This window comes from Streptomyces sp. VTCC 41912 (assembly GCF_045799175.1).
GTDB lineage: Bacteria > Actinomycetota > Actinomycetes > Streptomycetales > Streptomycetaceae > Streptomyces > Streptomyces albulus_C.
This window is the reverse complement of sequence record NZ_JBJMAB010000014.1, coordinates 42,073-62,018: the sequence shown is the minus strand read 5'-3', so window position 1 is coordinate 62,018 and position 19,946 is coordinate 42,073. Positions and strand designations below refer to the sequence as shown.

18 protein-coding genes and 1 tRNA gene are annotated in these 19,946 nt (G+C 74.4%); 15 read left to right on the top strand and 4 right to left on the bottom strand.

All coding sequences use genetic code 11. The features are described from left to right. Positions 1-60: 60 nt before the first annotated feature. The 3 genes from ACJ6WD_RS20945 to ACJ6WD_RS20935 form a co-directional block, all read right to left on the bottom strand. Entirely contained in the window at positions 61-720 is a 660-nt protein-coding gene (locus ACJ6WD_RS20945) for a response regulator transcription factor (RefSeq protein WP_037635584.1), read from the bottom strand. Between the two features lie 243 nt (positions 721-963). Beyond that, positions 964-2,334: a sensor domain-containing protein gene (locus ACJ6WD_RS20940; protein ID WP_331250120.1), complete on the bottom strand. Its 1,371-nt coding sequence runs from the start codon at positions 2,332-2,334 to the stop codon at positions 964-966. A gap of 226 nt (positions 2,335-2,560) precedes the next feature. After that, positions 2,561-3,799 carry a sensor histidine kinase gene (locus ACJ6WD_RS20935; protein ID WP_376554768.1) on the bottom strand — a complete coding sequence of 413 codons (1,239 nt, stop codon included), beginning with the start codon at positions 3,797-3,799 and terminating at the stop codon, positions 2,561-2,563. Positions 3,800-3,946: 147 nt separating this feature from the next. Between ACJ6WD_RS20935 and ACJ6WD_RS20930 the strand changes: the two genes are divergently transcribed. From ACJ6WD_RS20930 to ACJ6WD_RS20865, 14 genes are all read left to right on the top strand, one after another. Beyond that, a complete protein-coding gene (locus ACJ6WD_RS20930) occupies positions 3,947-5,086 on the top strand; it encodes a secretion protein snm4 (protein ID WP_233657563.1) in 1,140 nt (379 codons plus the stop codon). A gap of 632 nt (positions 5,087-5,718) precedes the next feature. Further along, the gene (locus tag ACJ6WD_RS20925) at positions 5,719-7,098 is read left to right on the top strand and encodes a hypothetical protein (RefSeq protein WP_233657564.1); all 1,380 of its coding nucleotides are present in this window, start codon (positions 5,719-5,721) and stop codon (positions 7,096-7,098) included. A 269-nt stretch (positions 7,099-7,367) separates the two neighbouring features. Next, positions 7,368-7,769, top strand: a complete 402-nt coding sequence (locus ACJ6WD_RS20920) for an NADH-quinone oxidoreductase subunit A (protein WP_016573332.1) — start codon at positions 7,368-7,370, stop codon at positions 7,767-7,769. After that, a complete protein-coding gene (locus tag ACJ6WD_RS20915; RefSeq protein ID WP_016573333.1) occupies positions 7,760-8,389 on the top strand; it encodes an NADH-quinone oxidoreductase subunit B in 630 nt (209 codons plus the stop codon). The genes ACJ6WD_RS20920 and ACJ6WD_RS20915 overlap by 10 nt, the downstream gene beginning before the upstream one ends. After that, positions 8,386-9,663 (top strand): NADH-quinone oxidoreductase subunit C, encoded by a 1,278-nt coding sequence (locus ACJ6WD_RS20910; protein WP_407616314.1) that lies wholly within the window; start codon positions 8,386-8,388, stop codon positions 9,661-9,663. The genes ACJ6WD_RS20915 and ACJ6WD_RS20910 overlap by 4 nt, the downstream gene beginning before the upstream one ends. Further along, on the top strand, positions 9,660-10,625 hold the full coding sequence (locus tag ACJ6WD_RS20905) for a complex I subunit 1 family protein (protein ID WP_016573335.1): 966 nt from the start codon (positions 9,660-9,662) through the stop codon (positions 10,623-10,625). Before ACJ6WD_RS20910 ends, ACJ6WD_RS20905 begins: the two co-directional genes overlap by 4 nt. A 108-nt stretch (positions 10,626-10,733) precedes the next feature. Then, positions 10,734-11,276, top strand: coding sequence for a 4Fe-4S binding protein (locus tag ACJ6WD_RS20900; RefSeq protein WP_233657567.1), 543 nt, complete (start codon positions 10,734-10,736; stop codon positions 11,274-11,276). After that, positions 11,273-11,863: an NADH-quinone oxidoreductase subunit J gene (locus ACJ6WD_RS20895; protein ID WP_016573337.1), complete on the top strand. Its 591-nt coding sequence runs from the start codon at positions 11,273-11,275 to the stop codon at positions 11,861-11,863. The genes ACJ6WD_RS20900 and ACJ6WD_RS20895 overlap by 4 nt, the downstream gene beginning before the upstream one ends. After that, entirely contained in the window at positions 11,863-12,240 is a 378-nt protein-coding gene (gene nuoK / locus ACJ6WD_RS20890; protein WP_233657568.1) for an NADH-quinone oxidoreductase subunit NuoK, read from the top strand. The genes ACJ6WD_RS20895 and nuoK overlap by 1 nt, the downstream gene beginning before the upstream one ends. Then, positions 12,237-14,234, top strand: a complete 1,998-nt coding sequence (locus tag ACJ6WD_RS20885; protein WP_331247728.1) for an NADH-quinone oxidoreductase subunit L — start codon at positions 12,237-12,239, stop codon at positions 14,232-14,234. The genes nuoK and ACJ6WD_RS20885 overlap by 4 nt, the downstream gene beginning before the upstream one ends. A 113-nt stretch (positions 14,235-14,347) precedes the next feature. After that, on the top strand, positions 14,348-15,937 hold the full coding sequence (locus tag ACJ6WD_RS20880) for a NuoM family protein (RefSeq protein WP_407616339.1): 1,590 nt from the start codon (positions 14,348-14,350) through the stop codon (positions 15,935-15,937). Next, positions 15,937-17,460: an NADH-quinone oxidoreductase subunit N gene (locus ACJ6WD_RS20875; protein ID WP_331247727.1), complete on the top strand. Its 1,524-nt coding sequence runs from the start codon at positions 15,937-15,939 to the stop codon at positions 17,458-17,460. The genes ACJ6WD_RS20880 and ACJ6WD_RS20875 overlap by 1 nt, the downstream gene beginning before the upstream one ends. A gap of 212 nt (positions 17,461-17,672) precedes the next feature. Beyond that, positions 17,673-18,539 (top strand): zinc metalloprotease HtpX, encoded by an 867-nt coding sequence (gene htpX, locus ACJ6WD_RS20870; protein ID WP_016578597.1) that lies wholly within the window; start codon positions 17,673-17,675, stop codon positions 18,537-18,539. Positions 18,540-18,637: 98 nt separating this feature from the next. Further along, entirely contained in the window at positions 18,638-19,030 is a 393-nt protein-coding gene (locus tag ACJ6WD_RS20865) for a YccF domain-containing protein (RefSeq protein WP_233657571.1), read from the top strand. Positions 19,031-19,126: 96 nt separating this feature from the next. Here ACJ6WD_RS20865 and ACJ6WD_RS20860 read toward each other — a convergent pair whose 3' ends face one another. Beyond that, on the bottom strand, positions 19,127-19,615 hold the full coding sequence (locus tag ACJ6WD_RS20860) for a YajQ family cyclic di-GMP-binding protein (RefSeq protein ID WP_233657572.1): 489 nt from the start codon (positions 19,613-19,615) through the stop codon (positions 19,127-19,129). A 189-nt stretch (positions 19,616-19,804) separates the two neighbouring features. On the opposite strand from ACJ6WD_RS20860, the gene ACJ6WD_RS20855 reads away from it, so the two are divergent. Then, positions 19,805-19,886: transfer RNA gene (locus tag ACJ6WD_RS20855), tRNA-Tyr, on the top strand. The last annotated feature ends 60 nt before the right edge of the window (positions 19,887-19,946 follow it).

The window sequence follows — 19,946 nt, the reverse complement described above, 5'->3', positions numbered from 1 at the left end:
CCAGGGCTCCGAGTATCGGTAGATCCGCGCATCGGTGACATCTGGCAGGGTGCCAGGCCGTCAGGAGCCGAGGTAGGTGAGGACCGCGAGCACCCGACGGTGATCCCCGTCACTCGGCGTCAGCCCGAGCTTCAGGAAGATGTTGCTGACGTGCTTCTCGACCGCGCCGTCGCTGACGACCAGCTGCCGGGCGACCGCGGAGTTGGTCCGGCCCTCGGCCATCAGCCCCAGCACCTCGCGCTCCCGCGGCGTCAGGTGCGCCAGCGTGTCCTGCTTGCGGCTGCGGCCGAGCAGCTGGGCGACCACCTCCGGGTCCAGTGCGGTGCCGCCGCGGGCCACCCGGACCACCGCGTCGACGAACTCCCGCACCTCGGCGACCCGGTCCTTGAGCAGGTAGCCGATGCCCCGGGTCGATCCGGCCAGCAGCTCGGTGGCGTACTGCTCCTCGACGTACTGCGACAGCACCAGCACCCCGATCCCGGGGTGGTCCCGGCGCAGCCGGAGGGCGGCCCGTACGCCCTCGTCGGTATGGGTCGGCGGCATCCGCACGTCCGCCACCACCACGTCCGGCGGGGTGCCCGCGCCGGCCAGGTCGGCGACCGTCTTCAGCAGCGCCTCGCCGTCCCCCACGCCGGCCACGACCTCGTGCCCGCGGTCGGTCAGCAACCGGGTCAGACCCTCCCGCAGCAGCACCGAGTCCTCGGCGATGACCACCCGCACGCTGTCCTCCACGTCCACCACGACGACATTCCCCCCACGTTCCACACGGTCCAGCCTGCCGGGCCCCAGCATTCCAGCATCCGGAACGGGGCGGGCGGGTGAGGGGAGCACGGGAGCAACGAAGTGCGGGTGAGTACGGGCGGGGGCGGGTGGGAGCGAGCGGGCGGGGGCGGGGCGGCAGCGGGCCGCGCGGTGGGTCGGACCCCCGTCCCGACCCACCGCGCGGCGGTGTGCGCCCGGCGGTCAGCCGCGCCAGGGCAGCTCGGCGGTGACGGCGGTCGGGCCGCCGGCGGGGGAGTCCACGACGAGCAGGCCGTCGACGGAGCCCAGCCGCTCGGCGAGGCCGGCCAGCCCGCCGCCGGACGCGGTGCTCGCGCCGCCCCGGCCGTCGTCCGACACCAGGAGCATCAGCCGCCCCGTCGGCCGTTTGGTTCCGTCCGGCTCCGGGAGTCCGTCGTCCCCGTCGTACCAGACGTCGACCGTCGCGCGGTTCGCCCCGCTGTGCTTGGCGACGTTCTGGAGCAGTTCGGAGACGGTGAAGTAGGCGATGCCCTCGATGGCGGGGGCCGGGCGCCGCGTCAGGTCCACGTGGACCGTGACCGGCACCGGGCAGCGGCCGGCCAGCGCGGACAGGGCCGGGCCGAGCCCGCGGTCGGTGAGGATCGCCGGGTGGATGCCGCGGGCCAGGTCCCGCAGTTCCTGGAGGGCGATCTTCACCTCGCCGTGCGCCTCGTCCACCATCCGCGCCGCCGCCTGGGGGTCCGCGGCCAGTTTCTCCTTGGCCAGGCCGAGGTCCATCGCCAGTGCCACCAGGCGGGCCTGGGCGCCGTCGTGCAGGTCCCGTTCGATCCGCCGCAGGTCGGCGGCGGCGGTGTCGACCACCACCCCGCGGTCCGACTCCAGCTCGATGACCCGGTTGGCCAGCGGCGACGGCCCCAGCAGCCCGCGCACCAGCAGCCGGTCGACCTGCGTCAGCCCGCGGAACGCCCACGGCCCGGCCAGCACGATCAGCAGTCCGCACGCCCCGCTCACGAAGGCCGCCACCGTCGGGCTGGCGTAGAGGACGGTGTTCCCGTCCCCCCACAGTTGGATGCCGGGCAGTCCGGCGTACGAGGGCACGAGCCAGTACCAGAGCGGGAAGGTCAGCAGCGACCAGCCCACCGTCCAGAACGTCAGCGCGAAGACGAACGTGAACAGCGCCCAGGGGAACAGCACGAACGCGTAGAGCAGGTGCCGCCAGGACGCGCCGCTCTTGAGCACCGCCGCGATCCACGCCATCGGGCCCGGCTTCGCGGGGCGCAGCGGCTCCGGGGCGGGCACGTCCAGCCGCAGCAGCGCCGCGGCCCGCACCCGCTCCAGGGCGCCCAGCCCGCGCGCCCCCAGCAGCCCGCCGGCCAGCACCGGGACGCCCAGGAACGTGATCAGCAGCCCGGCGCTCAGCCCGACCAGGGTCACCGCGTAGGCGAACGCCACGCAGGCCACCGGAAGGCTCAGGCAGAGGTGGAGGAACTCCCGCCAGGTGCGACCGGAGAACGGGGCGCGCAGGCCCGCGGGCACCCGGTGGCCGCCGGGCCGCGGGGGGTGGGCGCGGTGCGCGGAGTACGCGGTGTCCATGTCTCGAAGTCCGTCCGTTCTGCCGTGGTGTCGGGCGCCGGGGCGGCACCGCGCGCGGTGCGGTCCGGCGGTGGTTCCGGTGGGCCCCGCCGGCACTCCGGGCGGGTTCCCGGCCGGCCCCTGCCGGCTCCGTCCAGGGTCGCCGCCCGCCGCAGCCCGGACCATGACGCTGCTCGCCCTCTTCAGCCGGGGGTTTTCCCCACCCCGGCGGCGGGCGGCGGGCGGTTCAGCGCCTGCCGGCGCCCCGGCCCCGCCCGGTCCGCGGCCCGGTGCCGGCCTCCGGCCGTGGCCGCCACGGCACCTCCGCCGTGACCCGGGTCGGCCCGCCCGCCGGCGAGTCAAGCGCGAACAGCCCGTCCACGGCGCCCAGTCGGTCCGCCAGCCCGGCCATCCCACTGCCGCCGTCGAGCCGTGCGCCGCCCTTCCCGTCGTCCTGCACCTGGAGCAGCAGCCGGTCCCGGGAGCGCCACACCTCCACCGACGCCCCCCGCGCCGCACTGTGCTTGGCGACGTTCTGGAGCAGTTCGGAGACGGTGAAGTAGACGATGCCCTCGATGGCCGGCGCGGGCCGCTCGGTGAGGTCCACGGAGGTGGTGACGGGCACCGTGCAGCGGCCGGCCAGCGACGCCAACGCCGGCCCCAGCCCGCGGTCGGTGAGGATCGCCGGGTGGATGCCGCGGGCCAGGTCCCGTAGCTCCTGGAGGGCCAGCTTCACCTCGCCGTGCGCCTCGTCCACCATCGCCGCCACACTCTCGTCGGCCTGCCCCTCCAGCAGCTTCTCCTTGGCCAGGCCCAGGCCCATGGCGAGCGCCACCAGGCGGGCCTGCGCGCCGTCGTGCAGGTCCCGTTCGATCCGCCGCAGGTCGGCGGCGGCGGTGTCGACCACCACCCCGCGGTCCGACTCCAGCTCGGCGATCCGCCGCTCCAACTCGTCGGAGGGCGAGAGCAGTCCGCGCACCATCGCCCGGTCCACGGTGGACAGCCAGCGCGCCAACCACGGCAGCACCGGCCAGCCCACGAACAGCGCGGTGAGGACCACCGGGAAGGTGAAGACGCCCCACGGCAGCCGGATGACCGCGAACAGCGCGTGCCGCCAGGCCACCGGGTCCTTCAGGCGCGCCCACAGCCAGCCGAAGAAGCCGCGCTCGCGCAGCCGCAGCGGGCTGGGTTCGGCGACGGACACCCCGAGCCAGGCGCGGGCCCGGGCCCGTTCCAGCTTTCCGTAGAGCCGACAGGCCGTCAGTCCCGCGGCCAGCAGCGGCAGTCCGACGACCGTGACGGACAGGCCGATCCCCAGCGTCAGCCACACCACCAGCACCACGAACGCCGTGAGGCCCAGCGGGAGGTTGACCAGCAGGTAGCCGATCTCCCGCCAGGTCCACGCGTCGAGCGGCGACCGCGGGGGCGGGAGCGACACCCCGTCGGTGGCGTCGGCGTCGGCAGCGGGCTGGGAACTTTCCGTCATGTGCCCCAGCTTGCCGGGCTCCGTGCCGCTCTGCCATGGGGTGCGTCGGGTGGTGGGCGGGGGGTTTGCCCCACCCTTCGCGGGGCGGCCCGGATTGGCGCGGCACGCTGTGGACAGGGTGCGCCGCCCGGCCCGTATGGTGTTGCGGTGCAGAACGGCCGCGTGGACATGACGAGTACGACGACGGGTGCGGACGCGGGCCCCGGACAACGCGCCGACCACGGCCGGACGCCGACCCCGGCGGGACCCGCCGCGGCGCCGTCCGGCCCGACCGATCCCCAGGACACCGGTGGCCGGTGCTGGGACGACCGCAGCCGCGACCGGACCGCGGTGGCCGCCGGCGGGCTGCTCGCCGCGGTCGTCGGGATCTGCGCCGCCACCTGGTACGGCACCGCCGCCACGCTCTGGTTGGGAGTCGTGGCCGTCGTGGCCGCCGCCGGGGGCACCGCGCTCACCGCGGTGACCAGGCAACGGGCCGCCGGTACCGCCCTGCTGCTCTGCGGCACCGCCCTCGGCGTGCTGGCCGCCTGGCAGGCGGCCCCCGGCGGGGCCGCCCGGCTGGCCGCCACCGGACTCGCCGCCGCGGTCGCGCTGGCCCTGCTCGGCCTCCGCACCGACCTGGGGCGCGGCGGGCTCACCGGCGCGGCCGCGGTCGCGCTGGCGGTGGCCTGCTGGGAACTGCTGCTGGCCCTGACCGACCCGGTCCGCACCGGCGTCGTGCTCGGCTTCCTCTCCCTCCTGGCCCTGGGGGCGTTGCCCCGGCTGGCGCTGCGCGCGGCCGGGCTGACCGGGTTGGACGACCGGCACGCCGGCGGCACCCCGGTCAGCCGCCACCGGGTGGCCGCCGCGCTCGCCGCCACCCACCGCGGGTTGGCCCCGGCCACCGTGGCGCTGGCGGCCTCGGCCGGCGCGGCCGGGGTCCTCGCGGCGGGCGAGACCGGGCCCTGGACGGTGCTCACCGCCGTGTTGCTCGCCCTCGTGTTGTTCTCCCGGGCCCGCGCCTACCCGTTGGCCGCCGAGGTGGTCGCCCTGCTCGCCGCCGCAACGGCCGTCTGCGTGCGGCTGGCGGTGCTCTGCGCGACGGACGGCGGGGCCCCCGGGCCGGCGCTGGCCGTGCTGGGACTCCTGGCCGCCGTCCCGGTGGTGTCGCGTGCGGTCCGGCTGCCGGAGCCGCTGCGGAACCGGCTGCGGCGCTGGCTGGACCTCGTGGAGGCGGTGAGCATGGTGGCGCTGATCCCCGTCGGCCTCGGCGCGTTCGGGCTGTACGGGCTGCTGGGCGGTTCCTGACGGGGAGGAACGCAAGCTGCGCAGGCTTCGGGGACGAGGGGGCGACGGGTGCATCCTGTGAAGACCCGGCCGCGCCGGAACGTTCCGGCCGGGCCCGGGAGTTCGGAACGCAGGGGTCCGCGGGGCGGCGATGACGGGGCGGGGGTGAGGACCGGGTGACGACGGAGGGCGTGGTGGATGCGGTGGGTGCGGACGGTGCGAGCGGTCCGGTGGGTGCGGGGGGCGCTGTGGGCGCGGTGAACCCGGGCCCGGTGGCGGGAGCTGCCGGTGGTGCCGGTGCCGTGGGCGCTGCCGGTCCGGCCGGTACTGGTGGACCAGCCGGTACCGGTGGACCGGGTGGACCGGGCGGACCGGGCGGACCGGGCGGTGCGGCGGCGGCCGGTGGTGCGCCGGGCGCCCTGCCCGCCGCGGTGCCGATGCCGACGGCCGCGCCGGCTCCCGGCCCGGCCCCGGCCCCGACCCGCCCGCTGCCCGTCGTCACCGAGTCGTCCCCGTTCGACCCGGCACCGGCACCTTCGCCGGCCCCGGCGCCGACAGCGGTCGCCGCACCGTCGCAGGCCGCTGCGCCCGCGGCCGGGCCCGCGCCGGCAGGTGCACCGGCAGCCGCACCCGCCGCACCCGCCGCTCCCTACATGCCCGTCACGCCCGTCACGCCCGCCGCTCCGCCCCCGGCCGCCCCGCTGTCGCCGACCGCCATCGTGCCGGGCCCCGTACCACCCGCCGGCCCGGTCCCCGCGGCCACCGGCCCCGTGCCCCCGTCGGTCGCCCCCGCCGGCCCCGCACCCACCGCCGCGTCGGCGCCCGCCCCCGGGCACTACGGGCGTGCCGGGCTGCCCGCGCGGACGCCGCTCCCGGTGCCGCTGCTGCCGCCGGAGTTGGCCGACGGGCAGCCCCGGCCGCGTCGCGGCGATCCGCTGGCGCGGCGCGCGGGCCGGGCCCTGCGCCGGGTCTTCGCGTCCTCGCCCGCCGCCGAGACCGCGGCCGTCACCCGGGCCGCGGCCGCCATCCAGCAGCCGGTCAGCAGCGGCCGGCAGATCGCGGTGTCGAGCATCCGCGGCGGTGCGGGCAAGTCCACCGTCGCCGCCCTGCTCGCGCTGACCTTCGCGCACTACCGCCCCGACCCGGTCCTCGCCGTGGAGGCCGACCCGGCGCTGGGCACGCTCCCGCACCGGCTCGGCGCCCGCGAGGTCCGCTGGTCGAGCGGCGACCTCGCGCAGATCCTCGACCCGTCGATGCTGATCACCGACCTGACCGGCTACCTCCTCCCGTTCGCCGGCGGCGGCTGGCTGCTGCCCGGCAGTCAGGGCGCCATCGGCACCCGCCTGGACCTCGACACCTACCGGGTGGTGATGACCACGCTGCGCCGGCACTTCGCCGCGACGGTCGTGGACTGCGAGACGCTGCCCGCCGAAGTGGCCCGCACCGCGTTGGTGACGACCCAGGCCCGGGTCCTGGTCACCCCGGCGACGCCGGAGGGCGTGGCCGCCACCCGTTCCGTACTGGACTGGGTCGGCACCCTGCACCGCGGACTGCTGCCGACCACGGTCGTGGTGCTCACCCACTCCTCGCCGGACAGCGGCGTCGACGTCCGCAGGGCCGCCGCGCACCTGGGCGCCGGCGGCGCGGCGGTGCTGCCGCTGCCCTACGACCGCCACCTGGCGGCGGGCGGCGCCATCCGCGGCGAGCTGTTGGGGGCCCGGACGCGGGAGGCGGCGGCCCGGATCGCGGCCGAGGTCATGGATCGCGCGGTCTCCCGGGACGGGTCCCGGCGCCGGCCGCCGCACCAGGAGTCGCCGCAGCCGACCGCCCAGGGGGCGCCGCCCCGCGGGGACCACCCCGCCCCGGTGCCCCACCCCCACGCGGCGCCGGCCCCCCAGGGCTACCCCCAGCCGCCGGTCCGCCCCCCGGGCGCACCGCCCCTGACGCCCCCTCCCCAGCCGCACCCACAGCACCTCGCGCCGCTTGCGCCGAACGATCCCCGGAGCCCGTACGGCGGCGGTACCCCGCGCTGAGCGGAGACCGCTCCGGGCCCTCCCGGCCCGCCCCGATCCGTCGCCGTCCCGCCAAGCGGACGGATGCCGTCCGGCCTGTGAGACACCTCGTGAGACGACCGGACCTGCCGTCTACGCTGCCGGCCACCCAGTTGGGGCGAAGTGGGGACAACCCCACCGGCCGCGATCAAGTGGCTTCTCAACGCGGCCGGGGCAGGGCCTAGACTCCCGTCCATACAGATCGTGTAAAAGTCGTTTCAAGAAACGCAGTCAGGGAGCGAGGGGCGGACGTGCCGGACGCGACCGTACGCACCACCGTCGCCGCGGACTATTTCCAGGGCTATTCGGCCGTCGGGATCATCGCCGTGGTCGGAGTGCTGTTCGTCGCCGTGGCCTTCGGGGCCGGGCGACTGCTGCGACCCGTCGTGCCCACGCCCGAGAAGCTGCTGACGTACGAGTGCGGCGTGGATCCGGTCGGCGAGGGCTGGGCGCACACCCAGGTCCGCTACTACGTCTACGCCTTCCTCTACGTCGTCTTCGCCGTCGACTCGATCTTCCTGTTCCCCTGGGCCACGGTCTTCGCCGCTCCTGGATTCGGCGGAGTGACGCTGGTGGAGATGTTCGTCTTCCTCGGCTTCCTCGCCATCGGCCTGCTCTACGCGTACAAGAAGGGCGTCCTGGAATGGACGTGACCCCCGCCTCCGCCGCCCCCGAGTTCCTGCCGGAGCCGCGGCGCCTCGGCACGCTGGCCCGGCTCGCGCCCGAACCCATGAAGGTGGTCCTGAACTGGGGCCGCCGCTACAGCCTGTGGGTCTTCAACTTCGGCCTGGCCTGCTGTGCCATCGAGTTCATCGCGGCGTCCATGGCCCGGCACGACTTCATCCGGCTCGGCGTGATCCCGTTCGCGCCCGGTCCGCGCCAGGCCGACCTGATGGTCGTCTCCGGCACCGTCACCGACAAGATGGCGCCCGCGATCAAGCGGCTCTACGAGCAGATGCCCGAGCCCAAGTACGTCATCTCCTTCGGCGCCTGCTCCAACTGCGGCGGCCCGTACTGGGACTCGTACGCGGTCACCAAGGGCGTCGACCAGATCATCCCGGTGGACGTCTACGTCCCCGGCTGCCCGCCCCGCCCGGAGGCGCTGCTCCAGGGCATCCTCAAGCTCCAGGAGAAGATCGCCCGCGAGTCGCTCGGCGAGCGCTACGGGCGCTCCGCCCGGCCGTCCGCCGCGGCGCTGCGCAGCGGTCTGGTGACCCCGCCGGCCGCCCCCGGGCCGGCCGCGCCCACCGCCGCGGGGGAGGACCCCCGATGACCGAGCAGCCCGAGCAGCCCGAACAGCCCGAACAGTCAGCAGTCCCGTCCGAGGAGCCGGCCGGGGAGGGCGCTGCGGTCGTCGAGGCGCCCGTCGGCTGGCTGCCGCGTCCGACCGGCGAGATCTTCGGCCCCGGCGCCACCGCGGAGCTGGCGTACGACCTGCTGACCGTCGACGTCCCGGCAGCCGCCTGGCTCACCGCGCTGACCGTCGCCCGCGACGACCTCGGCTGCACCTACTTCGACTGGTTGAGCGCCGTCGACGAGCCCGGCACCGGCTTCCGGATCTGCGCCCACCTCGTCGACGTGGCCCGCCGCGGCACCGTCCGCAGGCTGGTCGTGCGGACCACCGTGCCGCACGACGCGCCCGCGCTGCCCACCGCCGTGGGCGTGTTCGCGGGTGCCGGTTGGCACGAGCGGGAGACCCACGAGATGTTCGGCGTGGACTTCACCGGCCACCCGCACCTGGTGCCGCTGCTGCTGCCGGACGCCTTCGAAGGCCATCCGCTGCGCAAGGACTTCGTGCTGGCGGCCCGGGTCGCGAAGGCGTGGCCCGGCGCCAAGGAGCCGGGGGAGTCCGAGCACGGCGGGCCCAAGCGGCGGCAGATGCTGCCCCCGGGGGTGCCCGACCCCAACGAATGGGGCCCGCTCAAGGGGCAGTTGCCGCCCGCCCCGGCGCGGCCGGCCCGCGGCGCACGGGCGGCGGGTGCCGCCGGCGAGCGCCCGGCCCGGCGGACCCGCACCGCGGGCAGCGGATCGGCGAGCCAGCAGGCCCCGGCCACCGAGACGCCGGCCGGCACCCCGGTCGAGCGCCCCGCCCGGGCCGCCCGCCCGGACCGGCCCGCCCGGCGCGCCCGCTCGGCGAGCGACGGTTCGGCCAGCCAGCAGGCCGCCGCCGAGCCCCCCGCGCCCGAGACCACCGCACCCGGGGACGCGTCCGAGGCCGCGGCGCCCAAGACAGCTGCGCCCAAGACCGCAGCGCACGAGACCGCAGCGCCCAAGGACACGGCCCCCAAGGACACCGCGCCCGGGGGCACCCCTGACGCCGGGACCTCGTCCGCCGCAGCCGCCCCGCGCTCCTCCGACGCGCCCTGGCACCACGCCCGCCCGGCCTTCGACGCACCCGACGCCGCGCCCGGGCCGGAACCGGCCGGGGAACCGCAGCCGGAGCCCGAGCGCGCGCCGGAGCCGGAAGCGCCCCGGAAGCCGGCCCCGGCACCGGAGCCCGCCCCCCAGCAGTCCGACGAACGACCCGAAGGAGGCGACACCCCGTGAGCGACACCCTCGCCCTGGTGCTGCGCCTGCTCGCCGTCTTCGTCGTCTTCCTGGTGTTCCCGCTGGTCATCGGCCAGACCGAGCACAAGGTGATGGCCCACATGCAGGGCCGGCTCGGCCCCATGTACGCGGGTGGCTTCCACGGCTGGGCGCAGCTGGTCGCCGACGGCGTGAAGTTCGCGCAGAAGGAGGACGTGGTCCCGAACGGCGCCGACCGGCGGATCTTCCAGCTCGCGCCCGCGGTCGCGCTGCTGCCGTACCTCCTGGTCATGGTCGCCATCCCGGTCGGACCGCACAACGCCGTCGGGCAGGCCCTCGACGCCGGCGTCTTCTTCGTGCTCGCGGTGATGGGCGTCGGCGTGCTCGGCTCCCTGATGGCGGGCTGGGCCTCGGCCAACAAGTTCTCCCTGCTCGGCGGTCTGCGGACGGCCGCGCAACTGCTCGCCTACGAACTGCCGATGCTGCTGGCCGCCGCGTCCGTCGCGATGGCCGCCGGCACCCTGTCGCTGCCCGGCATCCTCGACGCCTTCCACTGGTGGTGGGTGCCGTGGCAGCTCATCGGCGGCGTGGTGTTCTTCACCGCCGGGCTCGCCGAGCTCCAACGGCCGCCGTTCGACATGCCGGTCGCCGACTCGGAGATCATCTTCGGCGCGTACACCGAGTACACCGGACTGCGCTTCGCGCTCTTCCTGCTCGCCGAGTACGCCGGCATTGTCGTGCTCAGCGCCCTGACCGCGGTTCTCTTCCTGGGCGGCTGGCACGGCCCGTTCGGCGCCGACGGCCTGGGCTGGTTGTGGACGCTGGTGAAGACCGTGGCGCTCTGCTTCGTCGTCATCTGGCTGCGGGTCACCTACCCGCGGCTGCGCGAGGACCAGTTGCAGAAGCTCGCCTGGACGGTCCTGATTCCGCTCGCGCTCGCCCAGATCGCCCTCACCGGCGTCATCAAGGTGGTGATCTCCTAAATGTCCCTCCCGTCGCCCGACCACCACCCCTCAACGGCGCCTTCCAAGCGGCCCCGCTCGTTTCCCGGTTCCGGTCTGGCCAAGGGCCTGGCCGTCACGCTCCGCACCATGACGCGGAAGTCCGTCACCGCGCAGTACCCGGACGCCCAACCCGACCTGCCGCCGCGCACCCGCGGCGTCATCGGGCTGTTCGAGGAGAACTGCACGGTCTGCATGCTGTGCGCCCGCGAGTGCCCCGACTGGTGCATCTACATCGACTCCCACAAGGAGACGGTGCCGCCGGCCGCCCCCGGGGGCCGCGAGCGCAGCCGCAACGTGCTGGACCGCTTCGCCATCGACTTCGCGCTGTGCATGTACTGCGGGATCTGCATCGAGGTCTGCCCGTTCGACGCGCTCTTCTGGTCGCCGGAGTTCGAGTACGCCGAGACCGACATCCGCGAACTGACCCACGAACGCGACAAACTGCGCGAGTGGATGTGGACGGTGCCCGAACCGCCCGCGCTGGACCCGGCGGCCGAAGAGCCCAAGGAGATCGCCGCCGCCCAGAAGGCCGCGGACAAGCTCGCCGCCCAACAGGCCGCCGCGGCCGCCGCGCCGCCGCCCGCCGACAACGCCACCGACACCACCGACACCACCGGGGAGGAAACGTGACGCTTGCCGCCGCAAGCCACGGCTTCCTGTCGCCCACCGGCGTCGAGATCGCCTTCGTCCTCGTCGGCATCGCCACGCTCGGCGCGGCGCTGCAGACCGTCACCTCCCGGCAACTGGTGCACGCGGCCCTGTGGCTGGTGGTCGCCCTCGGCGGGGTCGCCGTGGAGTACCTCCTGCTCACCGCCGAGTTCATCGCCTGGGTGCAGGTGCTGATCTACGTCGGATCGGTGGTCGTGCTGCTGCTCTTCGGGCTGATGCTCACCAAGGCGCCCATCGGCCCGTCCCCGGACGCCGATTCGGGCAACCGCTGGGCCGCGCTCACGGTGGCCGGGGCCTCGGCCGCGGCCCTGGTCTGGGTCGTCGTCGACGCCTTCCGCGCCACCTGGATCGACCTCGACGGGACCGTGCAGGGCTCCGCCGAGGTCTCCGGGCGCAGCCTGTTCCGCTTCTGGGTGCTGCCCTTCGAAGCGCTCTCCGTCCTGCTGCTCGCCGCGCTGGTCGGCGCGATCGTGCTGTCCCGCCGCGGCGGCGACGCCAAGGGCGCCGCCGAGACCTCGGCCCCCGCCGCGGGGGAGGAACGGCACTGATGCACCTGGCGTACCCGGCGGTCCTCGCCGTCCTGCTCTTCTGCACCGGCCTGTACGGCGTGCTCGCGCGCCGCAACGCGATCCTGGTGCTGATGTCCGTCGAGCTGATGCTCAACGCCGTCAACCTCAACCTCGTCGCCTTCGACGTCTGGCTGCGCGACGCCCTGCACGGCGGCCAGGCGCTCACCCTCTTCACCATCGCCGTCGCCGCCGCCGAGATCGGCATCGGGCTGGCGATCGTGCTGCTCGTCTACCGCAACCGCGGCAGTTCCGACATCGACCGGCTCCGCGACCTCGCCGAGCGGCCGGCCGGGCCGGACGGCGCCGCCGGGTCGCGCGAGGCGCAGCCGGACACCGGGGCGGAGGCCACCGCGTGACGCTCACGACCACCGCCGTACTCGTTCCCCTCCTGCCGTTCCTCGGGGCCGTCGCCGGCCTCCTCACGGGGCGCCGCTCGCCCGGCTTCGTCCGACCGCTGGCGGTGCTGCCGACGCTCGCCGCCGCGGTGCTGACCGTGGCCGTCGCCGTCGGCCAGGGCGGCGGTCCCGCCACCGACGTCGCCACCCGGCTCACCCCGACCGGCTCGCTCCCCATCGACCTGGCGCTGCACGTCGACGGCTTCGCCGCACTGATCGCCGTCCTCGTCGGGGTGGTCGCGACCTGCGTGCAGGTCTACTCCACGGCGTACCTGCGCGACGATCCGCGCTACCCCTCCTACGCCGCGCTGGTCTCGCTCTTCACCTCCGCGATGCTGCTGGTCGTCTACACCGGCGACCTGATGGTGCTGCTGGTCGGCTGGGAGGTCATGGGCATCTGCTCGTACTTCCTGGTCGGCCACTACTGGGAGACCGAGGCCGCCCGCGCCGCCTCGCTCAAGGCGTTCCTCGTCACCAAGCTCGGCGACGTGCCGTTCCTCTTCGGCATCTTCGCGCTGGCCGCCGACACCGGGACCTTCCGGATCACCGGCATCCTCGGCCACGTCGCCCGCGACGGCCTGCACCACCCGACGCTGATCGCGCTGCTGCTGCTGGCCGGCGTCGCGGGCAAGTCGGCGCAGTTCCCGCTGCACACCTGGCTCCCGGACGCGATGGCCGGCCCGACGCCGGTCTCCGCGCTCATCCACGCCGCGACGATGGTCGCCGCCGGCGTCTACGTCGTCGCCCGGCTCCTGCCGGTCTTCGCCGCCTCCGCCGCGGCGCTGGTCGTGCTCGCCGTGCTGGCCGCGGTGACCATGGTCGGCTCCGCGCTGGCCGCGCTCGCCCAGGACGACATCAAACGCGTGCTGGCCTATTCGACCGTCGGGCAACTCGGCTACATGACCGGGGCGCTGGCCGTCGGCGACCGCGGCGCCGCCGTCTTCCACCTGCTGTCGCACGGCGCGTTCAAGGCCCTGCTCTTCCTCGGCGCGGGCGTGGTCATCCACGCCGCGGGCACCAACTCGCTCGCCGCGATGTCCCGGATGGGCGGGCTGGCCCGCCGGATCCCGGACGCCGCCTGGACGCTGGCCGTCGCCCTGCTCGCGCTGGCCGCCATCCCGCCGTTCGCCGGCTTCTTCTCCAAGGAGGCCGTGCTCGGGGCCGCCGAGCACGCCGCCACCGGCCACGCGGCCGGCATCCCCGGCGCCGCCGGCTGGACCGTGCTGGTCTCCGGCCTGGTCACCGCCCTCCTCACCGCCGCCTACGCCACCCGGCTGTGGCTGCTGGTCTTCCGCGGCAGCGGCCCGGAGGTCCCCGACCACGGCCGCCAGCCGCTGCCCATGACCGCCATGCTGTGGGTGCTCTTCGTGCCCACCGTCGGCTTCGGGCTGACCGCCCCCTTCCTGCCCGCCTGGTTCGACGGGCGCCCGCTCGTCCCGACCGCCACCACCTCCGTGCTGGGCACCGGCGTCGCCCTCGTCGGCGGCCTGATCACCTACGCCGCCTGGCGCCACACCAGCGCCCTCGCCGCCCGCGCCCCGCTCGGCGCGGTCGCCGTGGCGGAGGACGCCACCCCCGCCCTCGCCGAGGAACTGGCCATCGTCACCCACCCCCCGGCCTACGGCGATGCCGCCGGCGCCCCGGACCCGGCCGACCCCGGCCGACTTCTCCTCGGCCCGCTGCACCGCCACGCCGCCGCCGGCTTCCACCTCGACGCCGTCTACTCCGCGCTGTTCGTCCGGCCGGTCCGCGCCGCAGCGGAACTGGTCCGCTTCCTGGACCGCGCCGTCGTCGACACCTACGTCAGCGGCGCGGGCGCCGCCCCCCGCTGGCTGGGCGCCGCCGTCCGCCGGGCCCAGACCGGGAACGTGCAGACCTACCTCGGCGCGCTGCTGGCCGGCGCGCTGGTCCTGGGCATCGCCGCCGTCCTCGTCGCCACGGGCACGGGAGCCTGACCGTGCCGCCATCCCCCGGGGTCCGCCCCCCGCACCCCCAGCCGACAGTCCCCGTGGCCGGCCCCGCCGGAGCCGAAACCCTGAGGAGGGCCTGACCCGTGAACCACACCGCCCTGCAGATCCTCCTCGCGGGCTCCGTCGTCCTCCCCCTCGTCGGCGCGCTCGCCGCGCTGCTGCCGGCCCCGCCCGGCCTGAAGGGGAAGAACCCGGACCAGGCCGTGCTGCGTCACGGCGTGACCGTCACCGGCGTGGTGTTCGCCGCGACGCTCGCACTGGCCGCCGGCTTCGACCACGGCCACCCGGCGCGCATGCAGGCCACCACCGACGTCAGCTGGATCCCGGCGCTCGGCATCCGCATCCACCTCGGCGTCGACGGCATCTCGCTGCCCCTGGTCGTCCTGACCGCGCTGCTGACCTTCCTCTGCGCCGTCTACAGCTACTTCAAGATGCCGACGGGCCCGTCCCCGAAGGCATTCGTGGCGCTGCTCCTCGTCCTGGAATCCGGCACCCTGGCGACCTTCGCCGTGCTGGACCTGATGCTCTTCTTCCTCGCCTTCGAGATGGTCCTCATCCCGATGTACTTCCTCATCGCCCGCTGGGGCGGCGCCGGACGGCAGGCGGCGGCCTGGAAGTTCATCCTCTACACGCTGCTCGGCTCCGTCGTCATGCTGCTCGGCCTCCTCCTCATCGGGCTCAAGTCCGGCACCTTCGACATGGTCGCACTGGCCACTGACAACGGGCCGAAGGCCCAGCTCAGCCACACCGTCCAGCTCGTCGCGGTGCTCGCCGTCGGCATCGGACTGGCCGTCAAGTCGCCGATGTGGCCGCTGCACAGCTGGCTGCCGGACGCGCACACCGCCGCTCCCACCGTCGGCTCGGTGCTGCTGGCCGGCGTCCTGCTGAAGATGGGCACCTACGGCTTCGTGCGGATCGCGCTGCCGATCACGCCCGACGGCCTGCACACCGTCGCGCCGTACCTCGCCGCGCTGGCCGCCGTCGGCATCGTCTACGGCTCGCTGGCCTGCCTCGCGCTGGTCCGCACCGGCGCCAAGGGAGACCTCAAGCGGCTGATCGCCTACAGCTCCGTCGGCCACATGGGCTTCGTCCTGCTCGGCATCGCCAGCATGACCCCCACCGGCATCAACGGCGCGCTGTTCGCCAACATCGCGCACGGCCTGATCACCGGCCTGCTCTTCTTCCTCGTCGGCGGCCTCAAGGACCGCCTGGGCAGCACCGACCTGGACACCCTGGCGGGCACCACCGGCGCCGCCCTCTACGGCCGCGCGCCGCGCTTCGGCGGCCTGCTCGCCTTCGGTGCCGTGGCCTCCCTGGGCCTGCCCGGACTGGCCGGCTTCTGGGGCGAGATGCTGGCGATGTTCGGCGCGTTCCACCCGGCCGCCGGCCTCAGCCGCCCCGCGTTCCTGACGTTCATGGCACTGGCCGGCCTCGGCACCCTGCTGACCGCCGCCTACCTGCTGCTGGTCGTCCGCCGGATCTGCATGGGCGGCACCCTCAAGGCCCCGACCTCCCCGACGGACGCCGGCGGGCCGGCCACCGCCCCCGCCCTCCCCGACCTCGCGGGCTACGAATACGCGGCCTGGAGCCCCCTGGTCGTCCTCACCGTCCTCGCCGGACTGTGGCCCGCGGCCCTCCTCGGCCTCACGAACCCGGCCGTCCAGCAGCTCCTTGGAGGCGGTAAGTGATGAGTCAGGTCACCTCGTTGGTCCAGTCCGTCGACTGGGTCGCCATCGCCCCGCCCGCCCTCACCGCGGCCGTCGCCCTGGTGGTGCTGGTCGCCGACCTCTTCCTCCCGGCCGCCCGCAAGCCCCTGTTGGGCTGGCTGGCCACCGCCGGCCTGGCCGCCTCCGCGCTCCTGCTGCTGCCCCTCGTGGACGGCCACCGCCGCACCTTCTGCCTGACCGGCACCCCCGAGGCGTGCAGCTACGTCGCCGACCGCTTCACGCTGATCGTCCAGTTCCTGGTGCTGGCCGGGGCCCTCCTGACGGCCCTGCTGTCCATCGACGCCGTCAAGGACCACGACCTGCCCGCGGGCGAGTACTGGTTCCTGCTGCTGTCCTCCGCGGCCGGCGCCGCCCTGTTGCCCGCCTCCCGGGACCTGGCCACCCTGGTCATCGCCCTGGAGGTCGCCTCGCTGCCGGCCTTCGCCCTGGTCGGGCTGCGCCGCGGCGACCGGCTCTCCTCCGAGGCGGCGCTGAAGTTCTTCCTCTCCTCGGTCGCCGCCACCGCCGTGATGCTGCTCGGCGTGAGCTTCGTCTACGCGGCCACCGGGAGCCTGCACCTCTCCCGGGTGGCGCACGCCCTGGCCGCCCTCCCGGACCCCCGCCTGGCCACCCTGGCCAGCGCCGGCGTCGCGCTCACCCTCGTCGGCTTCGCCTTCAAGACCGCCGCCGCCCCCTTCCACTTCTGGGTGCCGGACACCTACGTCGGCGCGCCGCTGCCGATCGCCGCGTACCTCTCCGTGGTCGGCAAGGCCGTCGGCTTCTCCGGCCTGATCCTGGTCACCGTCCAGGGCTTCCCCGCGTACGCGGACGTCTGGGGCCCGGCGCTGGCCGTGCTCGCCGCGCTCACCATGACCGTCGGCAACGTCGCCGCGCTCCGCCAGGACCCGGCCCGCACCCGCAGCGCGATCCGCCTGCTCGCCTGGTCCTCCGTCGGCCAGGCCGGCTACCTGCTGGTCCCGATCGCCGCCGCCGGCTACGCCCACGACCCCGCGCACGCCGTCGGCGCCACCGTCGCCTACGCCTTGATGTACGCCGCGGTGAACCTCGGGGCCTTCGCCGTCGCCGCCCTGGTCGCCCGCACCAGCCCCGCCAACCGCCTGGTCGACTATCGGGGCCTGTACCACCGCCGCCCCCTGGTGGCGCTCGCCCTCGGCTTCTTCCTGCTGTGCCTGGCGGGCCTGCCGCCGGGCATCATCGGCCTGTTCGCCAAGGTGACGGTCTTCTCGGCCGCGGTCGACGCCGGACTGGGCTGGCTCGCCGTCGTCATGGCCGTGAACGTGGTCATCGCGCTCTACTACTACCTCCAGTGGACCGCGCTGCTCTTCCGCCCGGCCCAGGCACCGGCCGAAGAGCCCGCAGGCCCGTCCCGCGCCCCGATCCCGGCGGCCCTGACCACCGCCCTGGCCCTGGCCGCCGTGCTGGGCGTCGCCCTCTCCGGCGCCCCCCAGCTCGTCCTCCGCTTCGCCGCCGGCGCCCTCCTCTAGGACCGCCGCGCCCCACGACCCCCGGCCCCCTGGCCGTGGGGTCGCACGGGTGCCCGCCCCTACCCCGCATGCCGCACCCCACCCGGCCGCCACCAGGCACGGCCCGGGGAACCACCCCCGCTCATCTCGCGTTGACCAGTGAGTAAGGGTCCACTGGAGAGTGGAGAAACGAAGCAAAGGGTTCCCCTGCCGCACCACTTGGAGGGCGTACCGTGCACCGCCGGCACAACGGGCTCAGGACCGCCGTACTCCTCGGGGGACTGTCCGCACTCATCATCGTCATCGGCAGCTTCTTCGGCCGTACGGGACTGGTCCTCGCGGTCCTGGTAGCCGTGGGCACCAACGCCTACGCGTACTGGAACAGCGACAAACTCGCCCTGCGCGCGATGCGGGCCCGCCCGGTCAGCGAGTTCGAGGCGCCCCAGCTCTACCGCATGGTCAGGGAGCTCTCGACCGCGGCCCGCCAGCCCATGCCGCGGCTGTACATCTCCCCGACCCAGGCGCCCAACGCCTTCGCCACCGGCCGCAACCCCCGCAACGCCGCGGTCTGCTGCACCGACGGCATCCTCCAGATCCTCGACGAGCGCGAGCTGCGCGGCGTCATCGGCCACGAGCTCAGCCACGTCTACAACCGCGACATCCTCATCTCCTCCGTCGCGGGCGCACTGGCCTCGGTCGTGATGTTCCTGGTCAACTTCGCCTGGCTGATCCCGGTCGGCCGCTCCGACGACGACGAGGGCCCCGGCCTCCTCGGCACGCTCCTGATCATGCTCCTCGGCCCGATCGCCGCCTCACTGATCCAGCTCGCCGTCAGCCGCTCCCGCGAGTACCAGGCCGACGCCTCCGGTGCCCAACTCACCGGCGATCCGCTCGCCCTGGCCTCCGCCCTGCGCAAACTGGAACGGGGCACCCAGCAGCTCCCGCTGCCGCCCGAGCCCCGCCTGGAGACCGCCAGCCACATGATGATCGCCAACCCGTTCCGCCCCGGCGAGGGCCTCTCCCGGCTCTTCTCCACCCACCCGCCGATGCCCGAACGCATCGCCCGACTGGAGCGCATGGCCGGCCACCACCGCCCCTGAAACCGACCGGTCACCCGAAGGACGCAACGTTTCCCGGCACCGGCCGCGTCTAGGACGGCGGAACCACTGCCCGTCCCGCCCTTGGAAGGCTGCCGATCATGAAGTTCATCCTCAACATCCTCTGGCTGGTCCTCTGCGGCTTCTGGATGGCGCTCGGCTACGTACTCGCGGGCGTGATCTGCTGCATCCTGATCGTCACGATCCCCTTCGGGATCGCCAGCTTCCGCATCGCCGGCTACGCCCTGTGGCCGTTCGGCCGGACGACCGTGGAGCGCCGCGACGCCGGCGCCGGCTCGGTGCTCGGCAACATCGTCTGGATCGTCTTCGCCGGCTGGTGGCTGGCGCTCGGCCACGTCATCACCGGCCTCGCCCTGTGCGTGACGATCATCGGGATCCCGTTCGGCATCGCCAACTTCAAGATGATCCCGATCTCCCTGGTCCCCCTGGGCCGCGAGATCGTCCCCACCGACCAGCCGTTCGCCACCCGATGAACGCCGCTGGGGCGGCGCGCTCCCGTGCCGCGCCGCCCCAGCGACTCACCGCGTGCCGCTGCACGCCCCGTTCGGGGCCGCTCAGCGGTGGTTGACTCAGCGGTAGTTCACGAACTGGATCGCGAAGTCCAGGTCCTTGCCGCGCAGCAGCTGCTGAACGGTCTGCAGGTCGTCCCGGCTCTTGGAGCTGACCCGCAGCTCGTCGCCCTGCACCTGCGCCTTGACGCCCTTCGGGCCCTCATCGCGGATGATCTTGGCGACCTTCTTCGCGTTCTCCTGCGAGATCCCCTCCTGCGTCGAGGCGGAGATCCGGTACTCCTTGCCCGACGCCTGCGGGTCGCCGGTCTCCAGCGCCTTGAGCGAGATCCCGCGCTTGACCAGCTTGGACTGGAAGATGTCCAGGACGGCCTTCACCCGCTCCTCGGCGTTGGCCCGCATCTCGATCTTCTCGCCCGACCACTGGATCGACGCGTCCACGCCCTTGAAGTCGTAACGCTGCGAGATCTCCTTGGCGGCCTGGTTGAGCGCGTTGTCGACCTCCTGCCGCTCGACCTTCGAGACGATGTCGAAACTGGAGTCGGCCATGGTGGGTTGGCTCCTCGTACGTAGATCCATCAGGGATGCGGCCCTTCCCGGACCGCCTGCCAAGCCTAGCCACCCGACCAAGATCCAGCGCCCCGGAAGCGAGTGGCAAAGCACCCCCTGTCATCGGGTATGGTTTACGTCGTTGCCACGGAGCACCGCCCCACAGCGGAACTCCGGACGACACAACCCGGCGGTGTGCCCGAGCGGCCAAAGGGAGCAGACTGTAAATCTGCCGGCTTCGCCTTCCCAGGTTCGAATCCTGGCGCCGCCACAGCCAAGAAAGAGCCCCCGGATCGTAGAAATGCGATCCGGGGGCTCTTTCGTGCTGCCG

Coding starts and splice junctions, on each gene's coding strand:
- ACJ6WD_RS20940 (WP_331250120.1), bottom strand. CDS start 2,334: ATGGACACCGCGTACTCCGCGCACCGCGCCCACCCCCCGCGGCCCGGC.
- ACJ6WD_RS20935 (WP_376554768.1), bottom strand. CDS start 3,799: ATGACGGAAAGTTCCCAGCCCGCTGCCGACGCCGACGCCACCGACGGG.
- ACJ6WD_RS20925 (WP_233657564.1), top strand. CDS start 5,719: ATGCCCGTCACGCCCGTCACGCCCGCCGCTCCGCCCCCGGCCGCCCCG.
- ACJ6WD_RS20915 (WP_016573333.1), top strand. CDS start 7,760: ATGGACGTGACCCCCGCCTCCGCCGCCCCCGAGTTCCTGCCGGAGCCG.
- ACJ6WD_RS20910 (WP_407616314.1), top strand. CDS start 8,386: ATGACCGAGCAGCCCGAGCAGCCCGAACAGCCCGAACAGTCAGCAGTC.
- ACJ6WD_RS20900 (WP_233657567.1), top strand. CDS start 10,734: ATGACGCGGAAGTCCGTCACCGCGCAGTACCCGGACGCCCAACCCGAC.
- nuoK (WP_233657568.1), top strand. CDS start 11,863: ATGCACCTGGCGTACCCGGCGGTCCTCGCCGTCCTGCTCTTCTGCACC.
- ACJ6WD_RS20875 (WP_331247727.1), top strand. CDS start 15,937: ATGAGTCAGGTCACCTCGTTGGTCCAGTCCGTCGACTGGGTCGCCATC.
- ACJ6WD_RS20865 (WP_233657571.1), top strand. CDS start 18,638: ATGAAGTTCATCCTCAACATCCTCTGGCTGGTCCTCTGCGGCTTCTGG.
- ACJ6WD_RS20860 (WP_233657572.1), bottom strand. CDS start 19,615: ATGGCCGACTCCAGTTTCGACATCGTCTCGAAGGTCGAGCGGCAGGAG.